Origin of the sequence: Desulforhopalus sp. (genome assembly GCA_030247675.1) — a bacterium.
In the GTDB taxonomy this organism is placed as follows: Bacteria; Desulfobacterota; Desulfobulbia; order Desulfobulbales; family Desulfocapsaceae; genus Desulforhopalus_A.
Genome location: JAOTRX010000004.1, coordinates 211,825 through 235,896 on the forward strand (window position 1 = coordinate 211,825; position 24,072 = coordinate 235,896).

The following is a 24,072-nucleotide window of genomic DNA, read 5'->3' on the forward strand; positions in this document are numbered from 1 at the left end:
TCATCGGGAACTTTCGACGGTTACCCGAAGCTTCTTTTTCCCCCATGCACGGGCATCGCCATGGGAGTCGAAATAGAGATCAATGCGCGTTGGGCCTTTAATACTCTTGCCCCGGTCCTGAATGGTACCCCAGCCATAGCCGGGGACGTACATCCGGGTTCCAAAGGGGAAATATTTGGTGTCGGCTGCTATGGTACCGTCCTTGGGCATGAAATACCAGGGGAAGAGTATCAGGCGGATGGGGATCATCCAGGGACGGGTCAAACTGTCTATGGAAAAGAAGCCTTCTTCCGGTTCATACGGCACCGTGCCGCTGGCGGTAAGGCCGTTGTAGGGTTTGCCGGTCCGGGGGCCGGCGCTGACATAGCGATTCCAGAAATCCAGTTTCAACCAACGCCAGCTGCCTCGCTCCCAGCTGCAGCAGATGGAACAGCCGCAATAGGCGGTGGTGTCGAGGACCTTGGTGATCGTCGGTTTGGCACATCCACCGAAGAAAAGCAGGAGCAGCATGAGTGGCAGCAGAACCGTCGTTCGCTTATGCCGGATTGCCATTATGGTCCTGAAAGAATGTCTCGCAGCTATGTCCGATAGAACCACTTTTTAATCTCCTCGCGGCTGAACTGGCGGACGACCGGCCGGCCATGGGGGCAATGGGAGAAAAGATCCGCCTTGGCCATCTCACCAAGCAACTTGTCAATCTCCATGGGAGTCAATTCCGTCCCGGCCTTTACCGCCGCCTTGCAGGCCATGGTTGCCAGGATGGTGTCCAGGCAGCCGCCCCGGTCTGAGCTGTTGTCTTCGCTGCCGAACTTTTCCAGAATATTCAGAAAAAGGTCAAGCGGGTTGGTAGTGCCGGCCAGCGCCGGGATGGCTGAGATGATGTAGGTATTGCCGCCGAAATCGCGGATGGAAAAACCCATTCGGTCTATTTCCTCGCTGAATTTTTCCACAAGTCTTGCCTGAAAGAGAGAAAGCTCTACCGATACCGGAAACATCAGGTTTTGCCGTGCAATTGCCGCCTTTTGATATTGATTGTGGAGCTTTTCAAACAAGAGTCGCTCATGGGCGGCATGTTGATCGATGACCAGGAGACCTTCGCTGTTGCGGCAAAAGATATACAAATTATCGTATTGGCCGATAACCAGAAGATTATGGGCGGGGGCTTGCGGCTGTTGTCTTGCTGCTTCTTTGGACGGCGGAGTGTCTTCCTGTCGGCGGCTGGGGCTTGGCAGAGGCTCGGCGGTTGCCAGAAGGGATTGTGGCCGAGGGGATTGCGCCGGCTCGTGACTAGGCCCTGATGTCGGTAAGTGTTCCGCGAAGGATCTTGCCGCTGCAGCCGATGCCGGCCGGGAAGTTACTGAAACTGCTTTCTCTGTCGACAACGATGCCCCTGGCATCTCCATGGCCGGGATTCTGTCACTCGTCCCATACCGGGGCAATGGGTCAGGTAAGTTGCCCGGCGATTCATCAGTCGTCCCGGATTCAAAGGGGATGGCCCTTGGTTCGCTGGCAAGACTCGTCGCGAAGATGGTCATCTTCAGGATATCTTGCTGGTCGCGCATGGCCTTGGCCACCGAGTCGAGGACCAGCTGGTGGACCTCTTTCGAGCTGCGGAAACGCACTTCGTGTTTGGCCGGATGGACATTAACATCGACTTCGCTGGGAGGCAGGGTGAGATGGATGAGTCCGGAGGGGTTTTTGCCCTTCATGAGAAAGCTGCGCATGCCTTCGGTCACTGCATGGACGATCATCCTGTCGCGGATGATCCGTCCGTTTACAAAGATCCGCAATCTGGCTGGGCCAATGGTCACCTTCTCCGGCGGCAGGAGAAACCCGCTTACTTCGTGGCCGGCAGGGCCTTTCTCACCTTTGCCGATCTCGATAAACCGGCCTTCGTAGTGCAGGAGAACAGCCAGTCGTTCGGCTACCGACAGGGTGCGATCGAGGGAAACCGTTTCCCGGCCATCGATACGCAGGATAAAGGTGGTGGACGGCGAAGAAAGGGCGTAGTTCTTGATGACTTCTTCGATATGACTGAGTTCGGTGCGGGCCGAACGGAGGAATTTTCGTCTGGCCGGGGTGTTGCCAAAGAGGTTGCGCACCTCGCAGGTCGTGCCGTAGCCGCAGCCGGTTTCATGGGCCTTGGTCAGCTTGCCGTACTGTAACACCACTCGCGACCCGAGGGCTGCCTCAGCCGGTCTTGAGGTAATGGTCAGCTCGGAGACTGAACCGATAGACGGTATGGCCTCACCGCGAAAGCCAAGGGTGGCAATGGCGGTCAGGTCTTTTTCGGTTGCCAGTTTTGAGGTTCCGTGTCGTTCAAGGCAGAGCAGGAGATCGTCCTCGTCCATGCCCGCACCGTTGTCGATGATGCGGATCAGTCGTGTGCCGCCTCCTTCGATTTCCACCTCGATGCGGCTTGCCCCGGCATCAAGGCTATTTTCCAGCAGCTCCTTTACCACCGAGGCCGGACGTTCGACGACCTCGCCGGCGGCGATCTGATTGGCAAGCTGTTCGGGAAGGATACGGATTTTTGCCATGACTGAGGACTTTCCAGTTGATAGTTGACGGCCAGATGTTAGAGTGTGGCGGGCGGGGCCCGGCCCTTTCTGCGGGCGAAACATTACCATGAGTGTTACGACAGTGTCACCAGCAAAACTAAAGAATCCGGAGATCCAAGAAGAAGGTGGTGCTGACGCCGACCGAGGTGCCACCACCTGTGCCTATACGGACAAGCACATCTCATTTTTCTTTATCTTTGTCTGCCTGCTCCAGACCGCCTTTCTTGGCGGAATGCTGTACTTTCTTGTCAGTCTGAAGATTCCTGATATCGGCGCCGTGGCCAGCTACAATCCCTCCCAGGCGACGATCATCTACGACCGGAAAGGTGAGATTGTCGACCGGATGTTCATTGAGGACCGTACCGTTATTCCCTTAAGTGCCATGTCGCCGTATTTGCCGAAGGCCTTCGTTGCCGCCGAGGATGGGCGGTTTTATGAGCACCCCGGCCTTGATTTTTTCTCGGTTCTGCGGGCGGCGATCAACAACATTATCGATGGAGCGAGGAGCCAGGGCGGGTCGACCATCACCCAGCAGGTCATCAAATCGCTGCTGCTGACGCCGGAGAAGACCTATATCAGGAAGTTCAAAGAGGCAATTCTGGCCTGGCGGATAGATAAATTGCTTAGCAAGGATGAGATCCTACATATCTATCTTAATCATATTTATCTCGGCGAAGGTGCTTATGGGGTTGAGGCGGCGGCCCAGACCTATTTCGGGAAGAGTTCATCGGAACTCACTCTTGCCGAGTGCGCTCTGCTTGCCGGTCTACCCCAGGCACCAAGCCGGTATTCGCTCTTTGATCACCTGGACAAGGCCATCGAACGGCAGAAATATGTCCTCAACCGCATGGCCGCCGACGGCCATATCAGTGCTGCTGCGGCGCAGCTCGCCTTTATTGAAGAAATCAATCTCGGTATCCGCCGCCGGCAGCAAGCAACCGACGATACCGGATACTATCTTGAGGTGGTGAAACGGCAGGCCCGGGCCATGCTCGGGGTACCGCTGCAAAACGCCGGGGTGCACATTTACACTCATCTTGACACGGCAATGCAGGAATTGGCAGGAGTGGCGGTGCGGCGGGGCGTGCGGGCAAGTTTTGCCCGGCAGACCGTTGCCGGCAAGGATACCAACACCCTGCTCCAGGGTGGACTGGTGTGCATCGAGACTGCCACCGGCAGGGTCTTGGCGGCAGTGGGTGGCACCTCTTTTTCCCTTTCCCCTTTTGACCGAGCCACCCAGGCCAAACGCCCGGCCGGATCGACCTTTAAACCCTTTGTGTATGCGGCGGCACTCAGCCAGGGCTGGGCCCCGGATTCACTGATCGAGGACAGTCCACTGACCGTTACCGGCAAGGACGGCAGGCCCTGGAGTCCACAAAACTACTCCGGTCGCTATCACGGGGAAACGACCCTGATCGATGCTCTGGCCCATTCACTCAACACCGCTACTGTCCGGTTGATGCAGAAAACCGGTTATAAGGAGGTGCATAAGATCGCCAAAAGCGCCGGCCTCGGACCAAATTTTCCGAACAATCTGTCTTTGGCCCTCGGGGCAACCGAAGTGTCAATCCTTGATATGACAGCGGCTTACGTTCCCTTTGCCGGCAATGGCACCTATATCGAGCCGTCATTTATCGAAAAGATTGTCCTGGCCGAAGGCATCACCCTTTCACCGGAACGGGGACGGAAGCGTCGGACGGTGCTCGGGGTCGGGGTACTTTCGCAGATGCGCAGCATGCTGCGGGCGGTGGTGATGGAGGGTACCGGCAAGGCGGTCATCGAGGTGCCCGGTGTAGCCGGCGGTAAGACCGGCACCACCGATGACTATCGCGACGCCTGGTTTATCGGCTACGACGACCAATACACCGCAGGGGTCTGGGTTGGCAATGATCGCAATGAGTCAATGGGCACCGGCGAGAGCGGCGGGGCGGCCGCGGCGCCGATCTGGCGGGATTTTATGCTGGCCCTGCGCGGTGGGCAATAGCTCCGGGTGCAGGGTAGTGTGGGGGGTATCATTTTAACTACATAAGATCATTGATTATATCCGTTAGCGGCTCGGAGGGGAAGGTGATGGAATTAAACGTCGCCCCGGTACGGATAATGATACTTGGCCCCTCGGCATGGGCGCTATAGATGACGTGATGATTTTTAATGGAACCGGCGTGCAGCCAAAAACTGCCGAAGGGGTCCATGGGGGTGTGGCCGACGATAAAACGGGTCTTCGGGGCAAGATCGAGACCCTTGCGGAATCTCTTGACATCGCCCTTGGTGTAACCGGAAAGGTTGCCGGGGCGATGCAGCCGGGTATTGACGAGCTCGGCGGCAAGGAGTGGCTTGTCGGCGATATTGATCAGGTCCTCCCGGCTGATGGTGTCGCGCGGTGGCCCGGCATGGCAGGCGATAAAGCTCTCCGAACGGATAAGGTAGGGCAGGGCGCCATAAAAAATCTCCATCTCCCGGACGTATTCCTCTCCTCGCTGTTTCAGCAGGGCCTCGCGCCAGAGAATTCCCTGCATCACGCCACCCTTATGGATCTCCGGGTCAAAACTGTCATGGTTGCCACGGATATAGAAAACATTGCCGGGAAAGGCCAGTTTGAGTTGGAAGATGATGTCCATGATCAGCATGGAGGTATCGAACTTGGCGATTTCGCCAGCCATTTCTGAGTGGACCGCGTCGCCCAGAATGATCAGGGTGGCGTTCTTCATCTTCAGGCAGTCGAGCAGACAATTTTCGCTGAGGATTTTCAAGAGGTTATTGACCTGGGCATGCAGGTCGCCGACGATTACCGGGGTGGCGTCGGCGGGGATTTCCACCAAACCGCCAGGTTTTCCCCACCTGTTTTTTGGGCGAAAGGGTTCGTCGTGGCTCAGCAGGGCATTGACCTTTTTGAGGGTCGCCAGGGCCTTTTCCGGCGGCATGGGGGCAAGGGTCTGGCCGTAGAGACGGCCGATTTCCAGTAGGGCCTTGTGCCGCCCAAGGGCCAGCTGTTCACGATAATCGTGGTCGTCATGGCGCAGCACCTGGGTCGGCACCTCACTTACCAGGGGAGTGAGGATGAGGTCACCCTTGTCATTGGTGACGCTCACGTGTTTTTCCGCGACGTTTTCGGCAAGTTGGAAAAGCTGGCGGAACTCTTTGTGGTTACGGCCAATAACAATTGTTTCACCAACTCGGATGCGCAGGAAGCCGCTGATGGCCTTGTGGGAGCAGCCTTGGTGAGAGGTGATAATCCAGTTCTTCTGGCCGGTGTTTTTCTTGCTGCCGATGGGGATGTCCGGTTGGAATCGCAGGCGGGTGTCTCCGACATGCAGTTCGAAACTCCGGCCATCGTGGGCTATGCGCCCGGCACTTTCCAGGGCGAGAGGCTGAGTGTCGAGGGTGATCCAGCGAATCGGATTATGGCTGCGAAGAAGATATTTCCAGCCGGCGATGGTTCGCAGGCTGGGTCGCCGTGGGCTTTTGTCGAGGGTCCAGCGGGGTACGCTGGCAATGCCTTTTTCGGCGATCATCAGCGGCGGTTTATCAAGACTTTTACGGATATAGACGTTGAGACCGGCACGGTGGAGGTAAAGGGCCATCTCCCTATAAACCGCCACCTGCTGCCTGACCATTTCTATGCTGAGATTGTCGTCCACCGGAAAATATCCCTGGTCTTGCCGGTCCAGGCGCTGTTGATATATGGTCGATGGATTGGGGATAAGAAATTCGAAAATATAGCGGTTACGCCAGTCGGTTTGGAAAAAATACCTCTTGGTAGGAGGTATCCGGATCCTCGGGTAATCAAGTCCCGGAGGGACGGGGCAACTCAGCCATTCCTTGTCGAAAACCGTTAAGGCGTCCTTGAAGCCTTGAAAGGGCAGGCCGAGATGCACCTCCCGCGGCCGGAAGACCAGGGATTGATCCTTCCACCAGTTTCTTTGGGTCAAATCAAGGTAGCCCTCGTTCGGCCATCCTCGTATCTGTTCGATATAATAGGATTTACCTGCTCCAGGTGGGCCAGTTACAACGAGCTGCAGAAATTCCAGGCCGATCGGCAGATCGATACCGCGGATGTTCTGCAGCTCTTTAATGGGTTCGAGGATTTTCTTCAGCGGGTCGGTCATATCTATGCATGGAGTCACCTCTTATGCTGGTGACAGGCTGGTAATAATCGGAAAAATGTCTATAGAGCCATTCTGAGCAGCGGATTGTATACCACCGGCCCTTACTCGAAAGGGAGTGCAAAATATTACCTTCTTTTAACTAAAAAGGAAGTCACAAACCATCGATACACTGAGAACTGCCGGATGTATAAGGAGGAGACCGGTTGATTGCCAGGTATCCGGTCGTGGGGGAACTGCATCAAAAGGCGGCAGTTGCCGTGTTGCGGGGTCTGTAATGACGAGAATCTCAATGTCGGTAAAAAGGCTGCATGAAGCGAGCAAAAGAACGGATAACCAGGGTGATAACAGGCTTGCAGTTTTGCCGGTGATCGGTTACTACTTGTGGCCAAACTCGCAAAAAGGAGTGCAATTCATGGAGATTATTATCGGTTCCATCCCCCCTCTGCAGTCGCAGAGCCCGAAACCGCAAGCCAAAGGCAGTACCTTTGTCGAAGCTCAGCTGTTGCATGTTCGTCCTCCCCGCAAGGGAATCGCCGGGCCATCGGGGCGGGAAAGGCGCACCAAACAGGGCAGCGATCCTCTAAAAGGCCGGGTGCTGACAATTATGGTCCCGGATGCCAGTCTTCTCCCTCCCGATATCGACACCGCCCGATACGATGTGAGTATACGTCTCATTCGCAGATAAAAAAAAGTAAAGCGTTTTGGCCTTTCGACCAAAACGCTTTATTGTCCACAAATTTTCTGCTCGGCCTTTCGATTCGGCCGATGGTTTCAAGTCAAGGTATCCTTCAAGACATTAAAAAGCATTCATCGCCCAGATGCCGCAGGGACAGGTGTCGGCACAGAAGCCGCAGGCGATGCATTTGTTGTCATCGGAGACATATTCATACCCAGTTGCAAGGGCAAGGCGGTCATCACTGCCAGAGGTGAGGATATCGCGGCGGCTGATTGCCCCGGTCGGGCAGATGGTCTCGCAGAGATGACAGTCGCGGCAGGAGGCGCAGGATAAACAGCGGTCGGCTTGCTCCTGTTGCGATTTGCCCTTTTGGCCAGGGACATAGTGGGTGATGGTCAGGGCCTTTTGCGGGATGACCTGCTTGTCAAAAGGTTTCCATTCCTGGCCTTTGGTCACTGCGATTATGTATTCGGCGGCTGTTTTGCCGGCACCAAGGGCGTTGGTGGCAAGACCCGGCCTTTCGACATCGCCGACAGCCAGGACACGGCTGTCGGAGGTGACATGGGCTTTGCTCGTGGCAATCCAGGCAGCACCGCCGACGGTGACGGTTTCAACCGAATCCGGTAGAAAAGACAGCGCCGGGACGTCGCCAATAGAGATGATGACCGTATCGGCCGGCAACAGCTCACCGGCAGTGGTGACAAGCCCTGCCTTCGTGACCTCGCGGGTCTGGATCGGCCAGAGGAAGGTGGCACCCAATGCCTCGGCGGCCTCCTTTTCCTTACCAAAGGCCAAGGGTTTCTGGATATCGACCAGGGTAACCTTCTCCGCACCCAGCCGGTATGCCTCACAGGCGACATCACAGCCGACATTACCGGCACCGATGACCACCACCTCCCGGCCGACGGGTGGTGGGGTTTTGCCCTTTGCCCCCTTTAGAAAGTCAAGGGCGGCCACAACCCGTTCGTTGCCTGGAAACTGCAGCCGTCTCGGGGTATGGGTGCCAACTGCAATAACGACGTAATCGAAATCCTTTTGCAGAGTTGCGAACTTTTCCCGGGTCATTGATACACCCAGGTTGACCTTGATGTTTGGGGTGGCGAGAAATCTCTGTATCTCCTGATCCCAAATCGCCTGCGACAGGCGCTCCCAGGGAATGACCTGGGCAAGTTTGCCGCCGATCTTGTCGTCCTGCTCGAAAATATGTGCCTCAATACCGGCCAGGGCCAGTTGCCAGGCGACATTCATGCCGGCCGGTCCGCCACCGATAATGGCGACCTTCTTGCCAGTGGAATCGGCGACCGCTGGGGCTTTAAGGGCGTTGACCGCCCGGCCGAGGACCTGCACGTCGATGGGCTCGTCAACGCCGCCGCGGGAGCAATTTTCCATGCACAGATTGGGACACACCGCGCCGCAAACCGAGGCGGGAAGGGGCGTGTAGCGAAGTATCAACTCATAGGCCTCGTCGATTCGTCCCTCACGAATGAGGCGCAGGCGGTCGACTGTTGGAATATGTACAGGGCAGTAGTAGGTGCATGGGGCGGCAGATTCGCAGTTGGCCCAGTAAGGCTTTTTCCGGCGCAGATCACCGCTGACAATGACATCGATGCGGCTGCGGTCAAGGCCGGGAGCGATATCGCGCAGTGGGTCGCCGCCAAAGGCCTTGTTCCAATGGTTATTGCGGAACTCGGCCATCGGCATCGGGCCGGAAAACATCAGCGCCCTTTCCTGGGGGGTGATGGGCATCAATACCTGCCATTCTTTCCGAACGGTGAGCTCTGCATGCAGTTCCGGCCTGCGAATTTTATCGAGGAAGCCGGTGATGTTGCTTGTCAGCCACTGCCATTGCTCATCGTTTGGTGCAGTCAGCTTGGCGTTGGTTTTCGGGTAGGAATTGTCGATCTTGCCACGGAAATAGATGGTGCCGCCGACCATTCCGACGCAGGGCCGATAGCCAAGGACATTAGCGGAATTTTTAGGGTTGATACCGCACACCACTGCGATACCGCCGCAGTTAAATTCGGCAAAGGAGTCGCCGACCGAGCCGAGAACCCAGAGCTCAGGCCGCGTGTACTCCGGGTTCCATTTGGTCATGGTGAGACCGCGGGCCCCGATCGAGCCGCCGATAAACACCTTGCCATTGGCCATGGCGTTGCAGACACCGTTGGTGGCATCGCCGAGAATAGCGATCTCCGCGCCGATGTTCAGATAGCCGACATCATCGGAAGACGAACCTTCGCAGGTGATGGTCGTCCCGGGCATACCCATGCAACCGAGGCGCTGGCCGGAGGGACCCTTGACGGTAATGTTCAGACCGTCAGGTCGCTGCAGGCGGATACCGATATTGTGCTGTCCATAAGACTCAAGAAGAAGGTCAGCGGAGGATGAGGCAGCCTGCCGTACCAGCTTTTCGAAATCCATCGAGCTGAGGCGCTGGCCTTGTTCATTCAGACCTTTTACAACCGTAGTAGTCACTGGAAACTCCTTGTCGCAGAGGTGTGCAGCGCAGGATTATCAGCTGCCCCGCACACCGCTTTAATATTTATGCTCAGAGGTTAGCAGATATATTGAATGTGCAGCCGGTCCGCGGCAGCCTGATCGGCAATGCCGATGGCGTCGGACATGCCGATCGGCAGGCTTTGGGATCTACCGAGCGGCGCCATGATTTTCTTCACCTCGGTGTTGATCGACATAAAGACCTCGGACACCCGCTCAGCGACCTTATCCGGATCGAGGCGACGATACAGTTTCGGGTTCTGGCTGGTAATTCCCTTCGGGCAGATGCCGAGATTGCAGACGTTGCAGCGGTTCTTTTCGTTGCCGAGGCAGCCGGCGGCGGCCTGCATGATAAATTTGCCGATATGCACCCCGGAGGCGCCAAGCATAATCATCGCCATGCCATTCTGGGCGACATTGCCGTTTTTACCGATACCGCCGGCGGCGAAGATGGGTATCTCGTTTTGCTTGCCTTGTTTGGCGAGATCGAGATAGCAATCGCGGACACAGGAGGCGACGGGATGGCCGGTGGCATCCATGGACACGTTGTAGGCTGCGCCGGTACCGCCATCGATGCCGTCGATCATCAGACCGGCGGCATAGGGGTTGCGCACTAGATTGTTCAATACCGATTTGGCGGAAGTGGATGCGGAGATCTTCGGATACACCGGGACCTTATGCTCAAAGGCCATGGAAAGGGTCTGGAGCATTTTCATGACGCTTTCTTCTATGGAGTAGAGGGTCTGGTGCACCGGTGGCGACGGCAGGTCGACACCTTCCGGAACCCCGCGTAACCTTGCGATGAGTTTTGAGACCTTGTGCCACATGAGCAGGCCGCCATCACCCGGTTTTGCACCCTGGCCGTATTTGACCTCAATTGCCGCCGGCAGGCATTGCATCTCAGGGATGGCACGGATGATTTCATCCCAGCCGAAATAACCGGAGGCGATCTGCAGAACGATGTATTTCAGGTACGGGCTGCGCAGCACCCATGGCGGGCAGCCGCCCTCGCCGGTGCACATGACCACGGGGAGGCCGAGGACCTCATTGCAATAGGCAACGCCCTGCAGTAGGCCAAGCCACATGTTTGGTGACAGGGCGCCAAAGGACATTGAGCCGATAATAAAGGGGAAGACCTCCCGGGTGGGAGGAATCCAGCCGCCGCTTACCGTCCGCTTGAGGAATTCTTCAGGAGAGAGGATCCTCCCCAAGGTTGTAGTCGTAGTGAATTCATGGCGACCGGCATCCAGGGCCGGGTCGGTGAGCATGGAAATACGGTGGAAGATGATGCGGTCGAGCAGGGTCGGTCCGGTGGCGTTCCGTCTGCCACCGCGCTTCATCGGTTCACCCTTGCGGTTCTCAAAGAAAAGGGTGCGGTTTTCGTTGGTGCCGGGCCTTGGGGTGATCGCCTCGTTCGGGCAAACCATCGCGCACATACCGCAGCCGATACAGAGTTTGGCCGGATCGGTTTCCTGGCGGATGCCGGTAAAGGTGCGATAATCGGAGCCGCGCTGCTTGCTGAAAACGTCCAGTTTAGGCAGTCGCTGCCGCATATGGGACAGGCGGATGGCGCCTTTCGGGCAAACGGCGGTACAATTGCCGCAGAGCGTACACCTATCCTCCCGATGTTCGATAATCCAGGGGAGGTCGGTTGAGGTTAAGCTGCTAGGGCCAACGGAAACGGATCGTACTGAGACCATATTTCTAATTCCTTTCTATGGGGTGGAATAATAACGGTGTGCTCACGCATAGGCTGAAAGTCGAGTGAGGTGTCGCGGTCCGGGATCATCGCCTGGACGCCGCACATCTCCGAGGCAATGCCCCAAACGCCGTCTCTGCCGCCGACCATGGCCGGCCGAAGTTTTTTCTGGTCCATGACCAGGAGGCTGGTCTCATCCGGCAGGGTGCCGATGACCGCATTGGGGCCATCGATGATCAGTCTTTTGCAGACCTGGCGCAGCCCGGCAAGGAATTCCCCTTGGGGATGCTTCGCCAGCTCGGTGTTGCTGAGAGGGGTGATGATGTGTTTGTAGGCCTGCAGGGGCAACTTCAGCTGTTTTAGGGTGTAATGGAGGATATGGGTGAATACCTCGCTGTCGCTTTGATAGCCGGTGTATCCGGCGAAATTTTTACCGAGCAGCCAATCACGGATCGGCACGAAGGCAGTGTTTTCGCCGTTGGTCATGGTCGAGATCCCTTGGATGAAGAAGGGATGGCAGGCATAGAGATTGATGCCGTAGTTGGTATTTTGGCGGCCTTGTGCCATACAGATCCGCGACTTCAACTGTCCATCGTGGAGGCATAGGGTATCGCCTATCTGCATCGGCCAGCCCACTTCCTTGATCATTGCTACATCGGGATAAAAGGAGAAGATGGTCAGTTGATCCTCGACGGTGCTGAGCTTTCGCAGGGCCAAGCGGGCACGTAGTAATTCAGTTTCACGCATTTCGTCGCTTTCGTCGCGAAATTCCACCGGCATCCGGTAGGCACGCATGAAATAGCGATACCGATCTGTTGAATCGATCAATCCAGGCTGCATGGCAAAACGGTGATCGTATTTCAGCTCATATTCCATTTCTTCCATGTAATCGGTCATCCGGTACCAGGCTTTTTCCGTATGAGCAATTCCGGAGAGAATGGGAAAGCGTGGATTATACTTAAAGTCTTCAAATTCCATTCCCCGCAGCAAGAGTCCGAGCCCGGAGCCATCGTATCCCTCTTTCATGGCCTCCATCGCGGTAAGCACCTCGTAGGGAGAAAACGGCTCTCTGGCTGTTTTCAAGGCTAAACGACACATGTTTTTCTCCAGATGAGTTAATAATTGCCAAGCGGCAAGGGTGAACGTCTATCTGTTGCAGATCTGGTGGGGAAATGCTGCTGGATAAACAAATACAAAAACGTATGATTGAAACGAATCATCTATCTAGTTGTGACAAAAAAGTCAAGAAATTATGATTTGCCAGTAGCAAAGATAGGCGAGTCCTGGGTAAGGAAAATTTATAGTGTGCTGGCATAAAAGATATTGGAACTCAGTAGGTTACAGAAGGAGATGGCGTGGCCGAGCAGGAAAATAGTGCTTGAAGTAGCTATCCGGCCACCCACCCGGAGTGGAACCGCAGCAATGAAGATCAGTGCCAAAAACACCGTCATCCGCTGCCGCCTGGAGGGAGGAGAGCGGCAGTAATCTGATCAGTAATCTGATGAATGGCAGAAAGGTTTGCTATTTCAAAACGTTTTCGATGTTACCGAGGTTTTTAACTTTGTCAACCTGGGCCTTTACCTCGACAACTTCTTTTACCCCAGGGATGTCATTGATAATTCCCTTGCCGCTTGTCTCAACATCACGGAGGCCGTTTTTAAACGAGCTGATTGCCTTGCCGAGCCCGGCTCCGATCTCTGGCAGTTTTTTGCCGCCGAAAACAAGAAAGGCAATCGCCAAAATCACAATAAGTTCAGGGGTTCCGAGTCCAAACATGGTGCACTCCGCTAATTAAGAAGGGTAGGAAATCTTTCTGGTCAGGCTTTATTGTCGGTGTCTTTGCCGGGTTCGTCGATTTTTTTCGATTCCTCTTCTTTTCTGGTGGCTTCCTTAAAGTTCTTAATACCTTTGCCTATTCCAGAGCCAATTTCGGGAAGTTTTCCCGCTCCAAAGATAATCACTATTATTACAAGAATTACAATGAGCTCCGGCATGCCAAGTCCAAACATACATTACCTCTCTTTCAAAACGACATATAAAAATTTGGTTAAAGTCTCAACGAATGCTCTGTTTACCGCCAAGACATTAGAGTAGTCACTGCCTCTTGTCAAGGTTCGTGTCGCCGAGGGAGCTGACTGTCGATATCATTAATCTCTTAGGGAAATCGATAGCGCTTTCCGGAAGGACAGTTTTATCCCTGAAAAGGGATATCCCCTTAAAACAGTTGTTTAGTAGGGCGTTCCCCAGAATTTTCCGCGACAAAGGCCTGGATGAGGTTTTTATCAGCATCCATAAGCTGGCAGCGAGCCGGGCTTTCCATAATGCCTGCTAGGGCTGCTGGAGTGTCTGGCGGCCTGCCGATTGCCTGTTCAACAACGGCCCCGAATTTTGCTGGGTGGGCGGTTGCCAGGCAGACCATCGGAACACCCACGGTCTTAAATTTTTGCGCAGCCTTGACGCCCACAGCCGTATGTGGATCGAGGATATAGCTATGATTTTTGTAAAAAGAAGCAATGGTTTCGCTTACCTCGTTCTCAGAAACCGAGCAGGAAACAAAATCCCGCCGGATCTGGTCGTGGTGTCCGGAGAGATCAATCTTGCCGGTTTTCGCAAATTCTTCCATCAGCTCACTGGTACGAACCGGATCGCAATCGAGGAGATAGTAGAGATAGCGCTCGAAATTTGACGCAGCCTGAATGTCCATGGATGGGCTTGAGGTCATTTTCACCTCGCCCAGTGAGTAATCACCTTTGGTTACGAAGCGACTGAGGATATCATTGTCGTTGGTCGCCAGTACCAACTGGCGAATGATACCGGCGGGCAGCATCTTTTTGGCAATATAGCCGGCAAAGATATCCCCGAAGTTGCCGGTGGGAATAGCAAAATCGATGGAAGAGTCCTTTTCGTGTCGAGAGACATGCAGGCAACTTTGGACATAATAGACAACCTGTGCGAGGACACGGGCCCAGTTGATGGAATTGATTGCCCCAAGTTTGTATTTTGTCTTGAACTCGATATCGTTGAAAATCTTTTTGACAATGGCCTGGCCGTCGTCAAAAGAACCACGGATGGCAATGTTGAATACATTGTCATCGAGGACGGTAGTCATCTGTTTTTCCTGCACCGGGCTGACCCGCTTATGGGGGTGGAGGATGAAGATATTAATTCTGTCCTTGCCCCGAACCCCGTAAATAGCCGCGGATCCGGTATCACCCGAAGTTGCCCCGAGGATATTAAGGACCGCGTTGTCTCTTTTTAACAGATACTCGAAGATATTGCCGAGAAACTGCAGGGCGATATCCTTAAAGGCAAGAGTCGGGCCGTGAAACAATTCAAGTATGTGCAGATCACCATGATGCACTAAGGGGGCGACGTCGGCGGAGTCGAAGGTTGCATAGGATCTGTTGATAATATTCTTCAGGTCGCTGGCGGGGATGTCATCGACAAACCTGGACATAACCTCAAAGGCCAGATCCGCATAGCTGAGTTTCTGCCAGGCATTGAAGGTGTCGATGCCGATCCGTGGAATGGTCCTGGGCAGGAGCAGGCCGCCGTCTTCTCCAAGGCCCATCAGTACAGCTTGGGTAAATGGGATGGGGGAGATCTTTCCCCTGGTGCTTAAGTATTGCATAATCCTAATTTTTTCTCATTTAGTTGAACAGTGAGATATCTGAGAATCCTAGTATATACTTCCAGAGCATACGTTTTGTTTGAGTAAACAAGCAACTCAACTCAGCTTTACGCCGCCTCGACAGCCACCTGTTTGGCGTCGGACCAAAGGCCTTCCAGATTGTAAAATTTCCGCTGTTCGTGGTAGAAAATATGGACGATAACCTCATCGAAATCGAGGAGCACCCACAATCCTTCGGCCAGTCCCTCGGCGGTGGACGCCTTAACCCGTTTAGAGCGTAAGGCAGTTTCAACGGCTTCGGCCAAGGCCTGGACATGGCGGGTTGATTTGCCATTCATTATGACGCAGTAATCGGTGAAAGTGGCAATGCCACGAACATCGAGGATCACCAGGTCTTCAGCTTGGGTGCCGAGTGCGGCGCCGGCGCAGATCTGGGCCAGTTCATGGCCGCTTTTTTCTAAATATTCTTTTTTAATCGGTTTCATGGGTAGTGGTAGTTGTGCCCTTTTCTTTCGGGACTGTCAATTTGTTTTGCTTCGTCGATTTGTCTTTCCGGGGTGGAAAATCGAAGCTGAGTGTACCATTTTTTGCCAGAAGGAGATAGGCATCAAACGGTTTTTTCCTTTTCGAGATGAATCCTCCGATCAGTTCTGTTTTCCCTTCCGCTAGGAGTTGTCTGACGTGCCTTTCGGAAATCTCTTTGGCGAGGATGGTCTTGCTGATTTTCAGCCCCTTTTTGTCATCGCCTTCAAGCGCCGATTCGGACATGTAGGCCATTGGTGTGGCAAACACCTTGGTCTGGTCGATAGGCGATAAGCCCAGCACGGTTCCTTGTCTGACAGAATCGATGTCCAATTCGCTGATTGAAGCGGCAAAGATAAACTCGATTTTTTTATTGGCAAGGCGGACCGAAGCGGTAAAGGGTTTGCCTTTTTTTGACCTGAAATCACTGAAGGGGCCGATGGTTTTTCCCTGGAGGAGGTCGACTATCTCCGTCTCGGTCATCATTCGGCCGCCAAGAATTTTCCGGATACTGATCTTGTTATCTTCCGAGATATAGGCTGTGGGAGAGGAGAAGTAGCGAACTCCATTAACCGGGCTGAATTGGGCCTCCGCACGAATCTCAGCAGTTTCGAAATTCTTGACCTGATCAATAATATGCTCAGTCATGGCGCGAATCTCCGCCATGAATTTATCACGGGTAAATTGGCCTTTTAACATCCGGTTGAGTTTGTATTCCCATTCTCCGGTCATCTCCGGCGAAGCAAGGACTTCAATGTGCATGGCCTCCAAAAGGGCCAAAAGCTCGAATGCCTTGCCGGTAGGTGACAGATCCTTGCCATCCCGTACCACGTATTTTTCTTTGATCAATTTCTCGATGATCGCCGCCCTGGTGGCCGGGGTGCCAAGACCACGCTCTTTCATGGCGTCCGCCAGTTCTTCGTCTTCCACCAGTTTGTCGGAATTTTCCATGGCCGACAGCAGTGTCGCCTCGTTAAAGCGTGGAGGCGGGGTGGTTTCGTGGTCGGTGACATTGATTTCGCGGCAACTGACAAGGGCCTTGTCTGGAATCGGCGACAGTGTTCTGTCTTGACCGTCACCGGTCATGGAACCGTAAATCGCCTTCCAGCCGGCTTCAAGGAGAATCTTCCCCTCGGTCAGAAAGGACTCACCTTCAACAAGTGACAACCTTTTGGTATTGAGAAAAACCGCCGGTGGGAAGAATACCGCAAGAAAACGCTGCACCACCATTTGGTAGATCTTCAGCTCCGGTTCAGTGAGACGGCCTGGTAAAAGAGTGGTCGGGATGATGGCGTGATGGTCGGAAATCTTACTGTTGTTAAAGATACGCTTGTCCGGCCGGACATAGTTTTTAGTCAGTGCCTCCTGGGCGAAGGCACCAAATTGCCAGCCAACCTGGTGGCTAAGGACGTCTTTCACGGATTCAAGATAATCTTCCGGCAGATGCTTGCTGTCGGTTCGAGGATAGGTGAGAACCTTGTGCCGTTCATATAAAGCCTGGGCAATGGCCAGGGTGTTTTTGGCAGAAAAACCGAACCGTGAGTTGGCTTCCCGCTGGAGCAAAGTCAGGTCGTAGAGTTGTGGAGAATTCTGGGAATTTTTCTTGCTTTGCTCTTCAACAGCAGCCGGTTTTCCTGTGCATTTGGCGATAATTGCCAGAGCGTCGTCCTTCGTCCAGATACGATCCGCTCTGCCTAATGAATCGCCGGCATCTCGGGCAAAGGCGGCATCGATCCATTTCCCTTCGTAGGTTTCATCATTACAGGCAAAAACGGCATGTAGATTCCAGTATGGTTTTGCAGTGAAATCGAGACGGGCTCGTTCTCTTTTTACGAGAAGCGACAGTGTCGGGGTTTGCACCCGACCACAGGGGGTGAGAAAAAATCCGCCTTTTCGTGAATTGTAGCCGGTCAGGGCGCGAGTGGCATTGATTCCTATCAGCCAATCCGATTCCGAGCGGCAGAGAGCGGTGTCTTCCAAGGGGAGCATCTCGCTGTTGTCGCGCAGGGAGGCAAAGGCGTTGCGGATGGAGTCGGTGGTCATTGACTGCAGCCAGAGTCGCTTAAAGGTTTTTTCAGCAACCGAGGCATTCCATACGAACTTGACGATGTATTTGAATATCAGTTCACCTTCTCTTCCAGCGTCACAGGCGTTGATGATCTGCTTGATATCTTTTCGTCGGATCAGCTTTTGGAGTGCGCTGAGCTGGCTCTTAGTGCCATCAAGGCCTTTAAGGGGGAAAGTTTTTGGCAGAATCGGCAGGTTCTCCATATCCCATTTCTGGTATGCCGGATCGATTTCTTCAGGAAAGCAAATGGTGACGAGGTGACCGATGGCAAAGGAGACGACATATTTGTCTCCTTCGAAATGGGTTTTCTCCCTGATAAATTTTCCCGGCAGGCTTTTTACCAGATCTGCGGCAACACTTGGCTTTTCAGCAATAATGAGAATTTTCTCAGTCATGAATTTGGTCGTTGAGGAGTGTTAAAACGGGGCGGTCCGCTCGGAATCGATAATAGCTATGCTGCTCGGTGCCAAACTCATTGTTATTGTTAAACCGCTTTGGAAGATAAATATATGTCTTTAAATACAGCTGGTTGAGGGTTCTGTCGGAGGACTTTTTGCCTCTTCTGCAAAACCAGGAGGGTACTCGGAACTGGCGATTAAGTAAAGACACAACCGTTGCTTGTCAAATAGATTGTTTGCTGACACCTTGCATTTTAAACCTGTTTCCTGAAACAACATAGATGTGAAAATTCTAAGAAAATAGTTGCAAAAAGCGACAGGGTAAACATTATAACAATTTGATATCAAATATATTTCATGAGCGAATAAATTTTCACTGCTGGTATCGCATGGCAGGTACAGATGGTGGAGTGGATATGATAGTTGTGAGAATGTATGTATTGCGATGTTGCGGTGGAAAGTAGTGTGGAAATATGGACTTCTGGCTTGACATTGCCGCGACACTATGATTAAATTGTCCCTCGGATAATTCGCTTTGTGTGTAGCCCTAACACGGGTTGTGGAGAAGTAGGCGGGGTTTGTATCCCTTTGCCGCGACTTTCCTCGATTGGTGGATGATCCTGTTATACCTCCTGTTTCTGTTTTAGCGGGACGGCTTTCGGAAGTGGGCTCTGCCCGCTTTTTTTTATGTCCGCACGAGGGACCCACGTAGTGAAAGAGCTCTAGTGTCAATAAGGGTTTTCGATAATGAGTCAGTTTGTGATAGATAGAGTGCAGAGTTTTCTGCTGACCCTGTTGCCCACTCTGGGGCTTGAGCTTTTCGACATACAGTTTCGTAGAGAAGGAAATGGCTGGGTTTTAAGGGTTTTTATCGATGCGGAATCCGGTGTTACATTGAATCACTGTAGCGATGTCAGTCGTGAATTGGGAAATTATCTCGACGTAGAAGATTGTATCGAACATGCTTACCATCTGGAGGTTTCTTCGCCCGGATTGGAACGGCCCCTCAGGTCAATAAATGACTTCCTTCGCTTTGCCGGTAAAACAGCACGGGTGAAGCTACACCACGAGGTCGATGGAGAAAAACTTTTTGAAGGTGTGATTGAGGTCGTAAGTGATGGCCAGATACATCTGAGATTGGCTGACGGGAGTATGGCGCGGTTTACTCTTGAGATGATCAGTAAAGCCAGGTTAACCATCTGAGCCTGACCGGCCCGTGGTTGTAAGAAAATTGCAAAATCTCCCCACACAAAGGGATGAAAGTCAGAATAACGGGGTAAAAGAATGCTCTCAGATTTGAAACGCATAATCGACCAGATAAGCAGGGATCGAGGTTTTGATAAAACATTATTGATAGAGGCCATCGAAGAGGCCGTTCAATCTGCTGCCCGGAAGAAATTCGGGAGCCGTCGGGAGATTGAGGTACGTTACAATGAGGAATATGGTGAGGTTGAGGTGTTTCAGTTCAGAAATGTTGTTGAAGAAGCACTTGATGACCAAACAGAAATTTCATTGACCGATGCCTTGCGCCTTGATCCAGAGGTACAGATTGGTGACGAGCTAGGTGAAAAGATGGAAGATATCAGCGACCTTGGCCGCATTGCCGCTCAATCTGCCAAGCAGGTTATCATTCATAAAATGAAGGATGCCGAGCGCGAGGTCATTTATGATATGTTCAAGGACCGGATTGGTGAGGTCGTGAGCGGTATTGTCCAACGCTTTGAGCGGGGCAATATGATTGTCAATCTCGGTCGTACCGATGCCATTTTGCCGAAAGACCAGCAGATAGCCAAACGTTCTTTTAAGCAGGGCGATCGGATCAGGGCCTATCTGAAAGAAGTACGGCAAACCAGTCGTGATTCCCAGCTCATTTTGTCGCGAACCTGTGATGAGTTTCTGGCGAAATTGTTTCAAATGGAAGTGCCGGAGATGGCTGAAGGGATCGTTCGCGTCATGGGTGTCAGCCGTGAGCCCGGATTTCGCGCGAAAATAGCGGTTAGTTCCTCGGAGAGCGATGTCGATCCAGTAGGAGCCTGCGTTGGTATGAAGGGGTCGAGGGTTCAAAATGTCGTCCAGGAATTGCAGGGGGAGCGTATTGATATAGTCACATGGAGCCCTGATCCAGCCAAGTATGTCTACAATGCTTTGGCGCCAGCTCACGTAAGTATGGTTATGGCCGATGAGGACAATCGTTCTTTGCTGGTTGTAGTGCCCAATGATCAGCTTTCTTTGGCGATCGGCAGACAGGGGCAGAATGTTCGTCTTGCTTCAAAACTGATCGGCTGGCGGATAGATGTGAAAAGCGAACAGCGCTATGCCAACCTGGCCGATCCCGGTTACCAGTCGCTCCTTGGCCTGCGCGGGATAGATGAGACCTTGGCCGACCAGTTACTCGGCAAGGGTATTTACTCATCAGGTGTTTTGGCGGAGAAAACCGTAAATGACTTAATGGTAATTCGTTCAATAGACGAGGAGTTTGCCCAAGCACTCATTGATGAGGCAAAGGCAAAGCCGTATACCGGACCGGTTACTGTGCGGAACACTCTCCCGCCCGTCACTGTAACAAACGATAAGGCAATTACGGAAGAGATACAACCTAAGAGCGAAATGCCTGGTGGTACTGACAATGAGGGACGGGAATAGGTACTTGTCTTTCCACATCCCTTGGACGGTTGAATTTCGCGATGTGGCGGTGCGGTTATCGAACAGAACATACAATTCGGAGCTTCCTTGGTTCCAAGATTGAGCGATGACTACTTTGATGCAAAGAACCTGTATCTCCTGCGGAGCGAAAAAAGCCAAAGACGACCTTTGGCGTTTTGTATGGAAGGGTGACATTCCGACACGAGACCTCAGGCAGTCTGAGCCGGGGAGAGGGGCATATTGTTGCCAAGAAGAGGGTTGTCACCGAGTCTTTTTCAAACAGAGAAAAAAATGGAAAAGAGTATTTCGCCTTTAATCAAAGGGATTTAATATTATTTGCCTAGCGCTGGATGTCGTTACGTTGTTGAGAAGCTGTTGATAGGTGAATTTACTTTTGCGATGCAATACGGGAGTAAGGGATGAGCAGAGTTCGGGTGTATGAGCTGGCCAAGGAGGCCGGAATGAGCAGCAAGGCGTTGGCCGATAAATTGGTTGAATTGGGCTTTGATATCAAAGGTCACAGTTCTTCGGTGGACGACGAAACCGCTGAGAGTATTAGGAATGCACTCAAAAGATCAGCTCATTCCGAGCGGGTAGATAAGCGAGGTGCGGGTAACGAGAGTGACCGGTCAACAGTGGTACGGCGTAAATCGACAGTAATCAGAAGAAGACCTGTTATTGCTGCCGAGGAAGCTCCCGGAAGGGAAGGCGGGTCCGAAGTCCCGGTGACTCACTCCGATTCAAAAAATGATGAGTCTCAGTCGGTTACACCAGTTGTGGCGGCTGCGGCTGATGAGACAAAAATTTCAGACAATTTGCACTCTAGCTCTGAAAAATCTACTGAGTCAGTGGAAAAAGTTCCCGATTCTTCTCCCGTACCCGAAATAACTGCCCAGGAACCAAAGCTGGAAGTAGTTGTCGAACAAGCAGATTTCCAAAGAGCTCGATTGATTTCAAAGAGCGAAAGGCCTGCATCACCGAAGGAAGAAGTTGATGGTAATGTTGCACCAATAAAGGCCGAGGAATCGCTTGAGGAGACAACAGAGGCAAAGACTGCCCCGCCCCGTGAGGCCACCGGGCAGATAACATCTTTCGCCAGACCCGAACCAAAAGACAAAAGGGAAAAGAAACCATTTCCCAAGAAGTCAATGGCCAGAGTGGTTCGTACTATCGAGTTGCCGGTGGCACCTGAAGAAACACCATCGTCAGTTCGCCCGAAAAAAAAGGTAACGAAACCACCACAGCAAAGACGGCCTGGGGCTGTTGGAACCGATGATCCGGTTTTGTCAGCGAGCGAAGAGGCTGCGCGGATTAAGAAAAAAGGCAAAAAGGTTGTTGAAGGGGATGTTGATAAAGACAGTGAATTCAGGCGGGGGGGTGGAAAGAAGGGGCTAAAGAATGTCAAGTTCACCCATTTTGCTCAGGATTATCTTGAGCGGGAAGGGGGCGCCCGTCGTGGCAAGAGAGGCAGAAAGCCACCTAAGGTCGTTGCGTTACCAGCGGAAATGAAGGCTAGCAAGAAACGCTTTAAAGTCTTCGATATGATCAGCGTTGGGGAACTCGCTCTGCGCATGAAGATTAAGGCAAGCGAGGTTATTGCCAAGCTCATGGGGCTTGGGGTAATGGCCACTATTAATCAATTGGTAGACACCGAAACGGCTATGCTCATAGCCACCGATTTTGGCTATGAAGTGGAGCAGGGAATAACGGAAGAAATCGGTGTGCAGATGCTTCAGGAAGCGGAGGAAGGCGGCGAGAGACATCTCCGTTCTCCGGTTGTTACGGTTATGGGGCATGTTGACCACGGTAAAACCTCCATTCTTGATGCCATCCGCAAGACCGATGTCGCCTTGGGTGAGGCGGGTGGGATTACCCAGCATATCGGGGCGTATCATGTGCGCTCAAGTTCTGGTGACGTTACCTTCGTCGACACACCCGGCCATGCAGCATTCACAGAGATGCGGTCCAGGGGGGCGCAGGTTACCGATATCGTTATCCTGGTTGTTGCTGCCGATGATGGGGTAATGGATCAGACACGCGAGGCGATTCATCACGCGCAAGCGGCAAATGTGCCAATAATAGTCGCGGTTAATAAGATCGATAAAGAAAATGCCGATATCGACAGGGTGAAACGTGAGCTTTCCGACCTGAACCTTATGCCTGAAGACTGGGGTGGGCAGACGATGTATTGTGAGACCTCCGCCAAAAAGAATATCGGCATAGACAACCTTCTTGAGTCGATCCAGGTTTTGGCGGAAGTTCTTGAACTGCGTGCCGATGCATCCCGAAAGGCAAGGGGCAGGGTTATTGAGGCTCAGCTGCATAAGGGCAGAGGCCCCGTGGCAACAGTGCTCATCCAGGAAGGGACTTTGCAGCTTGGAGACTATTTCGTGGTCGGCCAGCACAGCGGCAAGGTCAGGGCCATGCTTGATGACAAAGGCAGGAAAATCAAGGAAGCCGGGCCTTCCATACCGGTGGAGGTACAGGGTCTTTCCGGGGTGCCGAGCGCCGGCGATGAATTCGTGGTAGTCACCGATGAAAAAATGGCTCGCAGCGTTTCTCAGGTCAGGGCTCTCAAAGCCAGGGAAAGTGAGCTGGGTGCTACCAGCAAGATCTCACTCGACAGATTATTCGAACAGATGAGTGAGGGCGATGTTCAGGAGCTGCGGGTGGTTCTCAGAGCCGATGTGCAAGGAACCCTTGAAGCCTTTGCCAAGGCGGCAGAAGATCTTTCTACTAAATCAATCAAAGTTAGAATTCTTCATGAAGGCACAGGTACTATCACCGAATCGGATATCCTTTTGGCCTCCGCTTCCGATGCAATCATTATCGGTTTTAACGTCAGACCTTCTGTGAAGGTGCGGGATCTGGCCACCAAGGAAAATGTTGATGTCAGGTCGTATGATGTTATCTATCACGCCCTTGACGATATTCGCAAGGCAATGGTTGGCATGCTTGAGCCGACTTATGAAGAACAGGTCATCGGTTTGGCTGAGGTACGTGAAACCTTTAGTGTTCCCAAGGTTGGGACGATTGCCGGCTGTTCGGTACTTGAAGGCAAGATCCTGCGTACCGCCAAGATTCGCGTGTTGCGTGAAGGGGTTGTCATCTTCACCGGCAAGATCGAATCGCTCAGGCGGTTCAAAGACGACGTCAAAGAGGTTCTCTCCGGTTTTGAATGCGGTATCGGGGTTGAGAAATTTAATGATATCAAGATTGGTGATCATCTTGAGGCCTTCATTATGAACGAAGTTGAAGCAACCCTCTAAAAT

At 52.9% G+C, this 24,072-nt stretch carries 17 protein-coding genes and 1 pseudogene; 6 read left to right on the plus strand and 12 right to left on the minus strand.

The features are described from left to right. Positions 1-552: a 3D domain-containing protein gene (locus OEL83_10465; GenBank protein MDK9707461.1), complete on the minus strand. Its 552-nt coding sequence runs from the start codon at positions 550-552 to the stop codon at positions 1-3. Between the two features lie 26 nt (positions 553-578). Continuing rightward, on the minus strand, positions 579-2,540 hold the full coding sequence (gene mutL / locus OEL83_10470) for a DNA mismatch repair endonuclease MutL (protein MDK9707462.1): 1,962 nt from the start codon (positions 2,538-2,540) through the stop codon (positions 579-581). An 88-nt stretch (positions 2,541-2,628) separates the two neighbouring features. On the opposite strand from mutL, the gene OEL83_10475 reads away from it, so the two are divergent. Then, positions 2,629-4,545, plus strand: coding sequence for a PBP1A family penicillin-binding protein (locus tag OEL83_10475; protein MDK9707463.1), 1,917 nt, complete (start codon positions 2,629-2,631; stop codon positions 4,543-4,545). 37 nt (positions 4,546-4,582) lie between these two features. Here the strand turns inward: OEL83_10475 and OEL83_10480 are convergent, their stop codons facing one another. Then, positions 4,583-6,667, minus strand: coding sequence for a metallophosphoesterase (locus OEL83_10480; GenBank protein MDK9707464.1), 2,085 nt, complete (start codon positions 6,665-6,667; stop codon positions 4,583-4,585). Positions 6,668-6,956: 289 nt separating this feature from the next. Here OEL83_10480 and OEL83_10485 point away from each other — a divergent pair, with 289 nt between their 5' ends. Next, on the plus strand, positions 6,957-7,352 hold the full coding sequence (locus OEL83_10485) for a hypothetical protein (GenBank protein MDK9707465.1): 396 nt from the start codon (positions 6,957-6,959) through the stop codon (positions 7,350-7,352). A 111-nt stretch (positions 7,353-7,463) separates the two neighbouring features. Here OEL83_10485 and OEL83_10490 read toward each other — a convergent pair whose 3' ends face one another. The 8 genes from OEL83_10490 to OEL83_10525 form a co-directional block, all read right to left on the minus strand. Next, on the minus strand, positions 7,464-9,818 hold the full coding sequence (locus OEL83_10490) for an FAD-dependent oxidoreductase (GenBank protein MDK9707466.1): 2,355 nt from the start codon (positions 9,816-9,818) through the stop codon (positions 7,464-7,466). A gap of 80 nt (positions 9,819-9,898) precedes the next feature. Next, on the minus strand, positions 9,899-11,539 hold the full coding sequence (locus tag OEL83_10495) for a glutamate synthase-related protein (GenBank protein ID MDK9707467.1): 1,641 nt from the start codon (positions 11,537-11,539) through the stop codon (positions 9,899-9,901). Then, the gene (locus OEL83_10500; GenBank protein MDK9707468.1) at positions 11,497-12,636 is read right to left on the minus strand and encodes a glutamate synthase; all 1,140 of its coding nucleotides are present in this window, start codon (positions 12,634-12,636) and stop codon (positions 11,497-11,499) included. The genes OEL83_10495 and OEL83_10500 overlap by 43 nt, the downstream gene beginning before the upstream one ends. 423 nt (positions 12,637-13,059) lie before the next feature. Next, on the minus strand, positions 13,060-13,314 hold the full coding sequence (gene tatA / locus OEL83_10505; protein MDK9707469.1) for a twin-arginine translocase TatA/TatE family subunit: 255 nt from the start codon (positions 13,312-13,314) through the stop codon (positions 13,060-13,062). Between the two features lie 41 nt (positions 13,315-13,355). Beyond that, entirely contained in the window at positions 13,356-13,547 is a 192-nt protein-coding gene (gene tatA / locus OEL83_10510) for a twin-arginine translocase TatA/TatE family subunit (GenBank protein ID MDK9707470.1), read from the minus strand. Positions 13,548-13,753: 206 nt separating this feature from the next. Next, positions 13,754-15,169, minus strand: coding sequence for a threonine synthase (gene thrC, locus OEL83_10515; GenBank protein ID MDK9707471.1), 1,416 nt, complete (start codon positions 15,167-15,169; stop codon positions 13,754-13,756). Positions 15,170-15,276: 107 nt separating this feature from the next. Further along, entirely contained in the window at positions 15,277-15,654 is a 378-nt protein-coding gene (gene rsfS, locus OEL83_10520) for a ribosome silencing factor (GenBank protein MDK9707472.1), read from the minus strand. Next, positions 15,641-18,154 carry a DNA topoisomerase III gene (locus tag OEL83_10525; protein ID MDK9707473.1) on the minus strand — a complete coding sequence of 838 codons (2,514 nt, stop codon included), beginning with the start codon at positions 18,152-18,154 and terminating at the stop codon, positions 15,641-15,643. Before OEL83_10525 ends, rsfS begins: the two co-directional genes overlap by 14 nt. Positions 18,155-18,904: 750 nt before the next feature. Here OEL83_10525 and OEL83_10530 point away from each other — a divergent pair. The 3 genes and pseudogenes from OEL83_10530 (at position 18,905) to OEL83_10540 (ending at position 21,363) form a co-directional block, all read left to right on the plus strand. Then, a complete protein-coding gene (locus tag OEL83_10530) occupies positions 18,905-19,360 on the plus strand; it encodes a ribosome maturation factor RimP (GenBank protein ID MDK9707474.1) in 456 nt (151 codons plus the stop codon). A gap of 81 nt (positions 19,361-19,441) precedes the next feature. Beyond that, a complete protein-coding gene (gene nusA / locus OEL83_10535; GenBank protein MDK9707475.1) occupies positions 19,442-20,800 on the plus strand; it encodes a transcription termination factor NusA in 1,359 nt (452 codons plus the stop codon). 419 nt (positions 20,801-21,219) lie between these two features. After that, positions 21,220-21,363 (plus strand): annotated as a pseudogene (locus tag OEL83_10540) (translation initiation factor IF-2 N-terminal domain-containing protein). A gap of 194 nt (positions 21,364-21,557) precedes the next feature. On the opposite strand, the gene OEL83_10545 reads toward OEL83_10540, so the two are convergent. Further along, the gene (locus tag OEL83_10545; GenBank protein MDK9707476.1) at positions 21,558-21,941 is read right to left on the minus strand and encodes a hypothetical protein; all 384 of its coding nucleotides are present in this window, start codon (positions 21,939-21,941) and stop codon (positions 21,558-21,560) included. Positions 21,942-21,948: 7 nt separating this feature from the next. Here OEL83_10545 and infB point away from each other — a divergent pair, with 7 nt between their 5' ends. Continuing rightward, a complete protein-coding gene (infB, locus tag OEL83_10550) occupies positions 21,949-24,069 on the plus strand; it encodes a translation initiation factor IF-2 (GenBank protein MDK9707477.1) in 2,121 nt (706 codons plus the stop codon). The last annotated feature ends 3 nt before the right edge of the window (positions 24,070-24,072 follow it).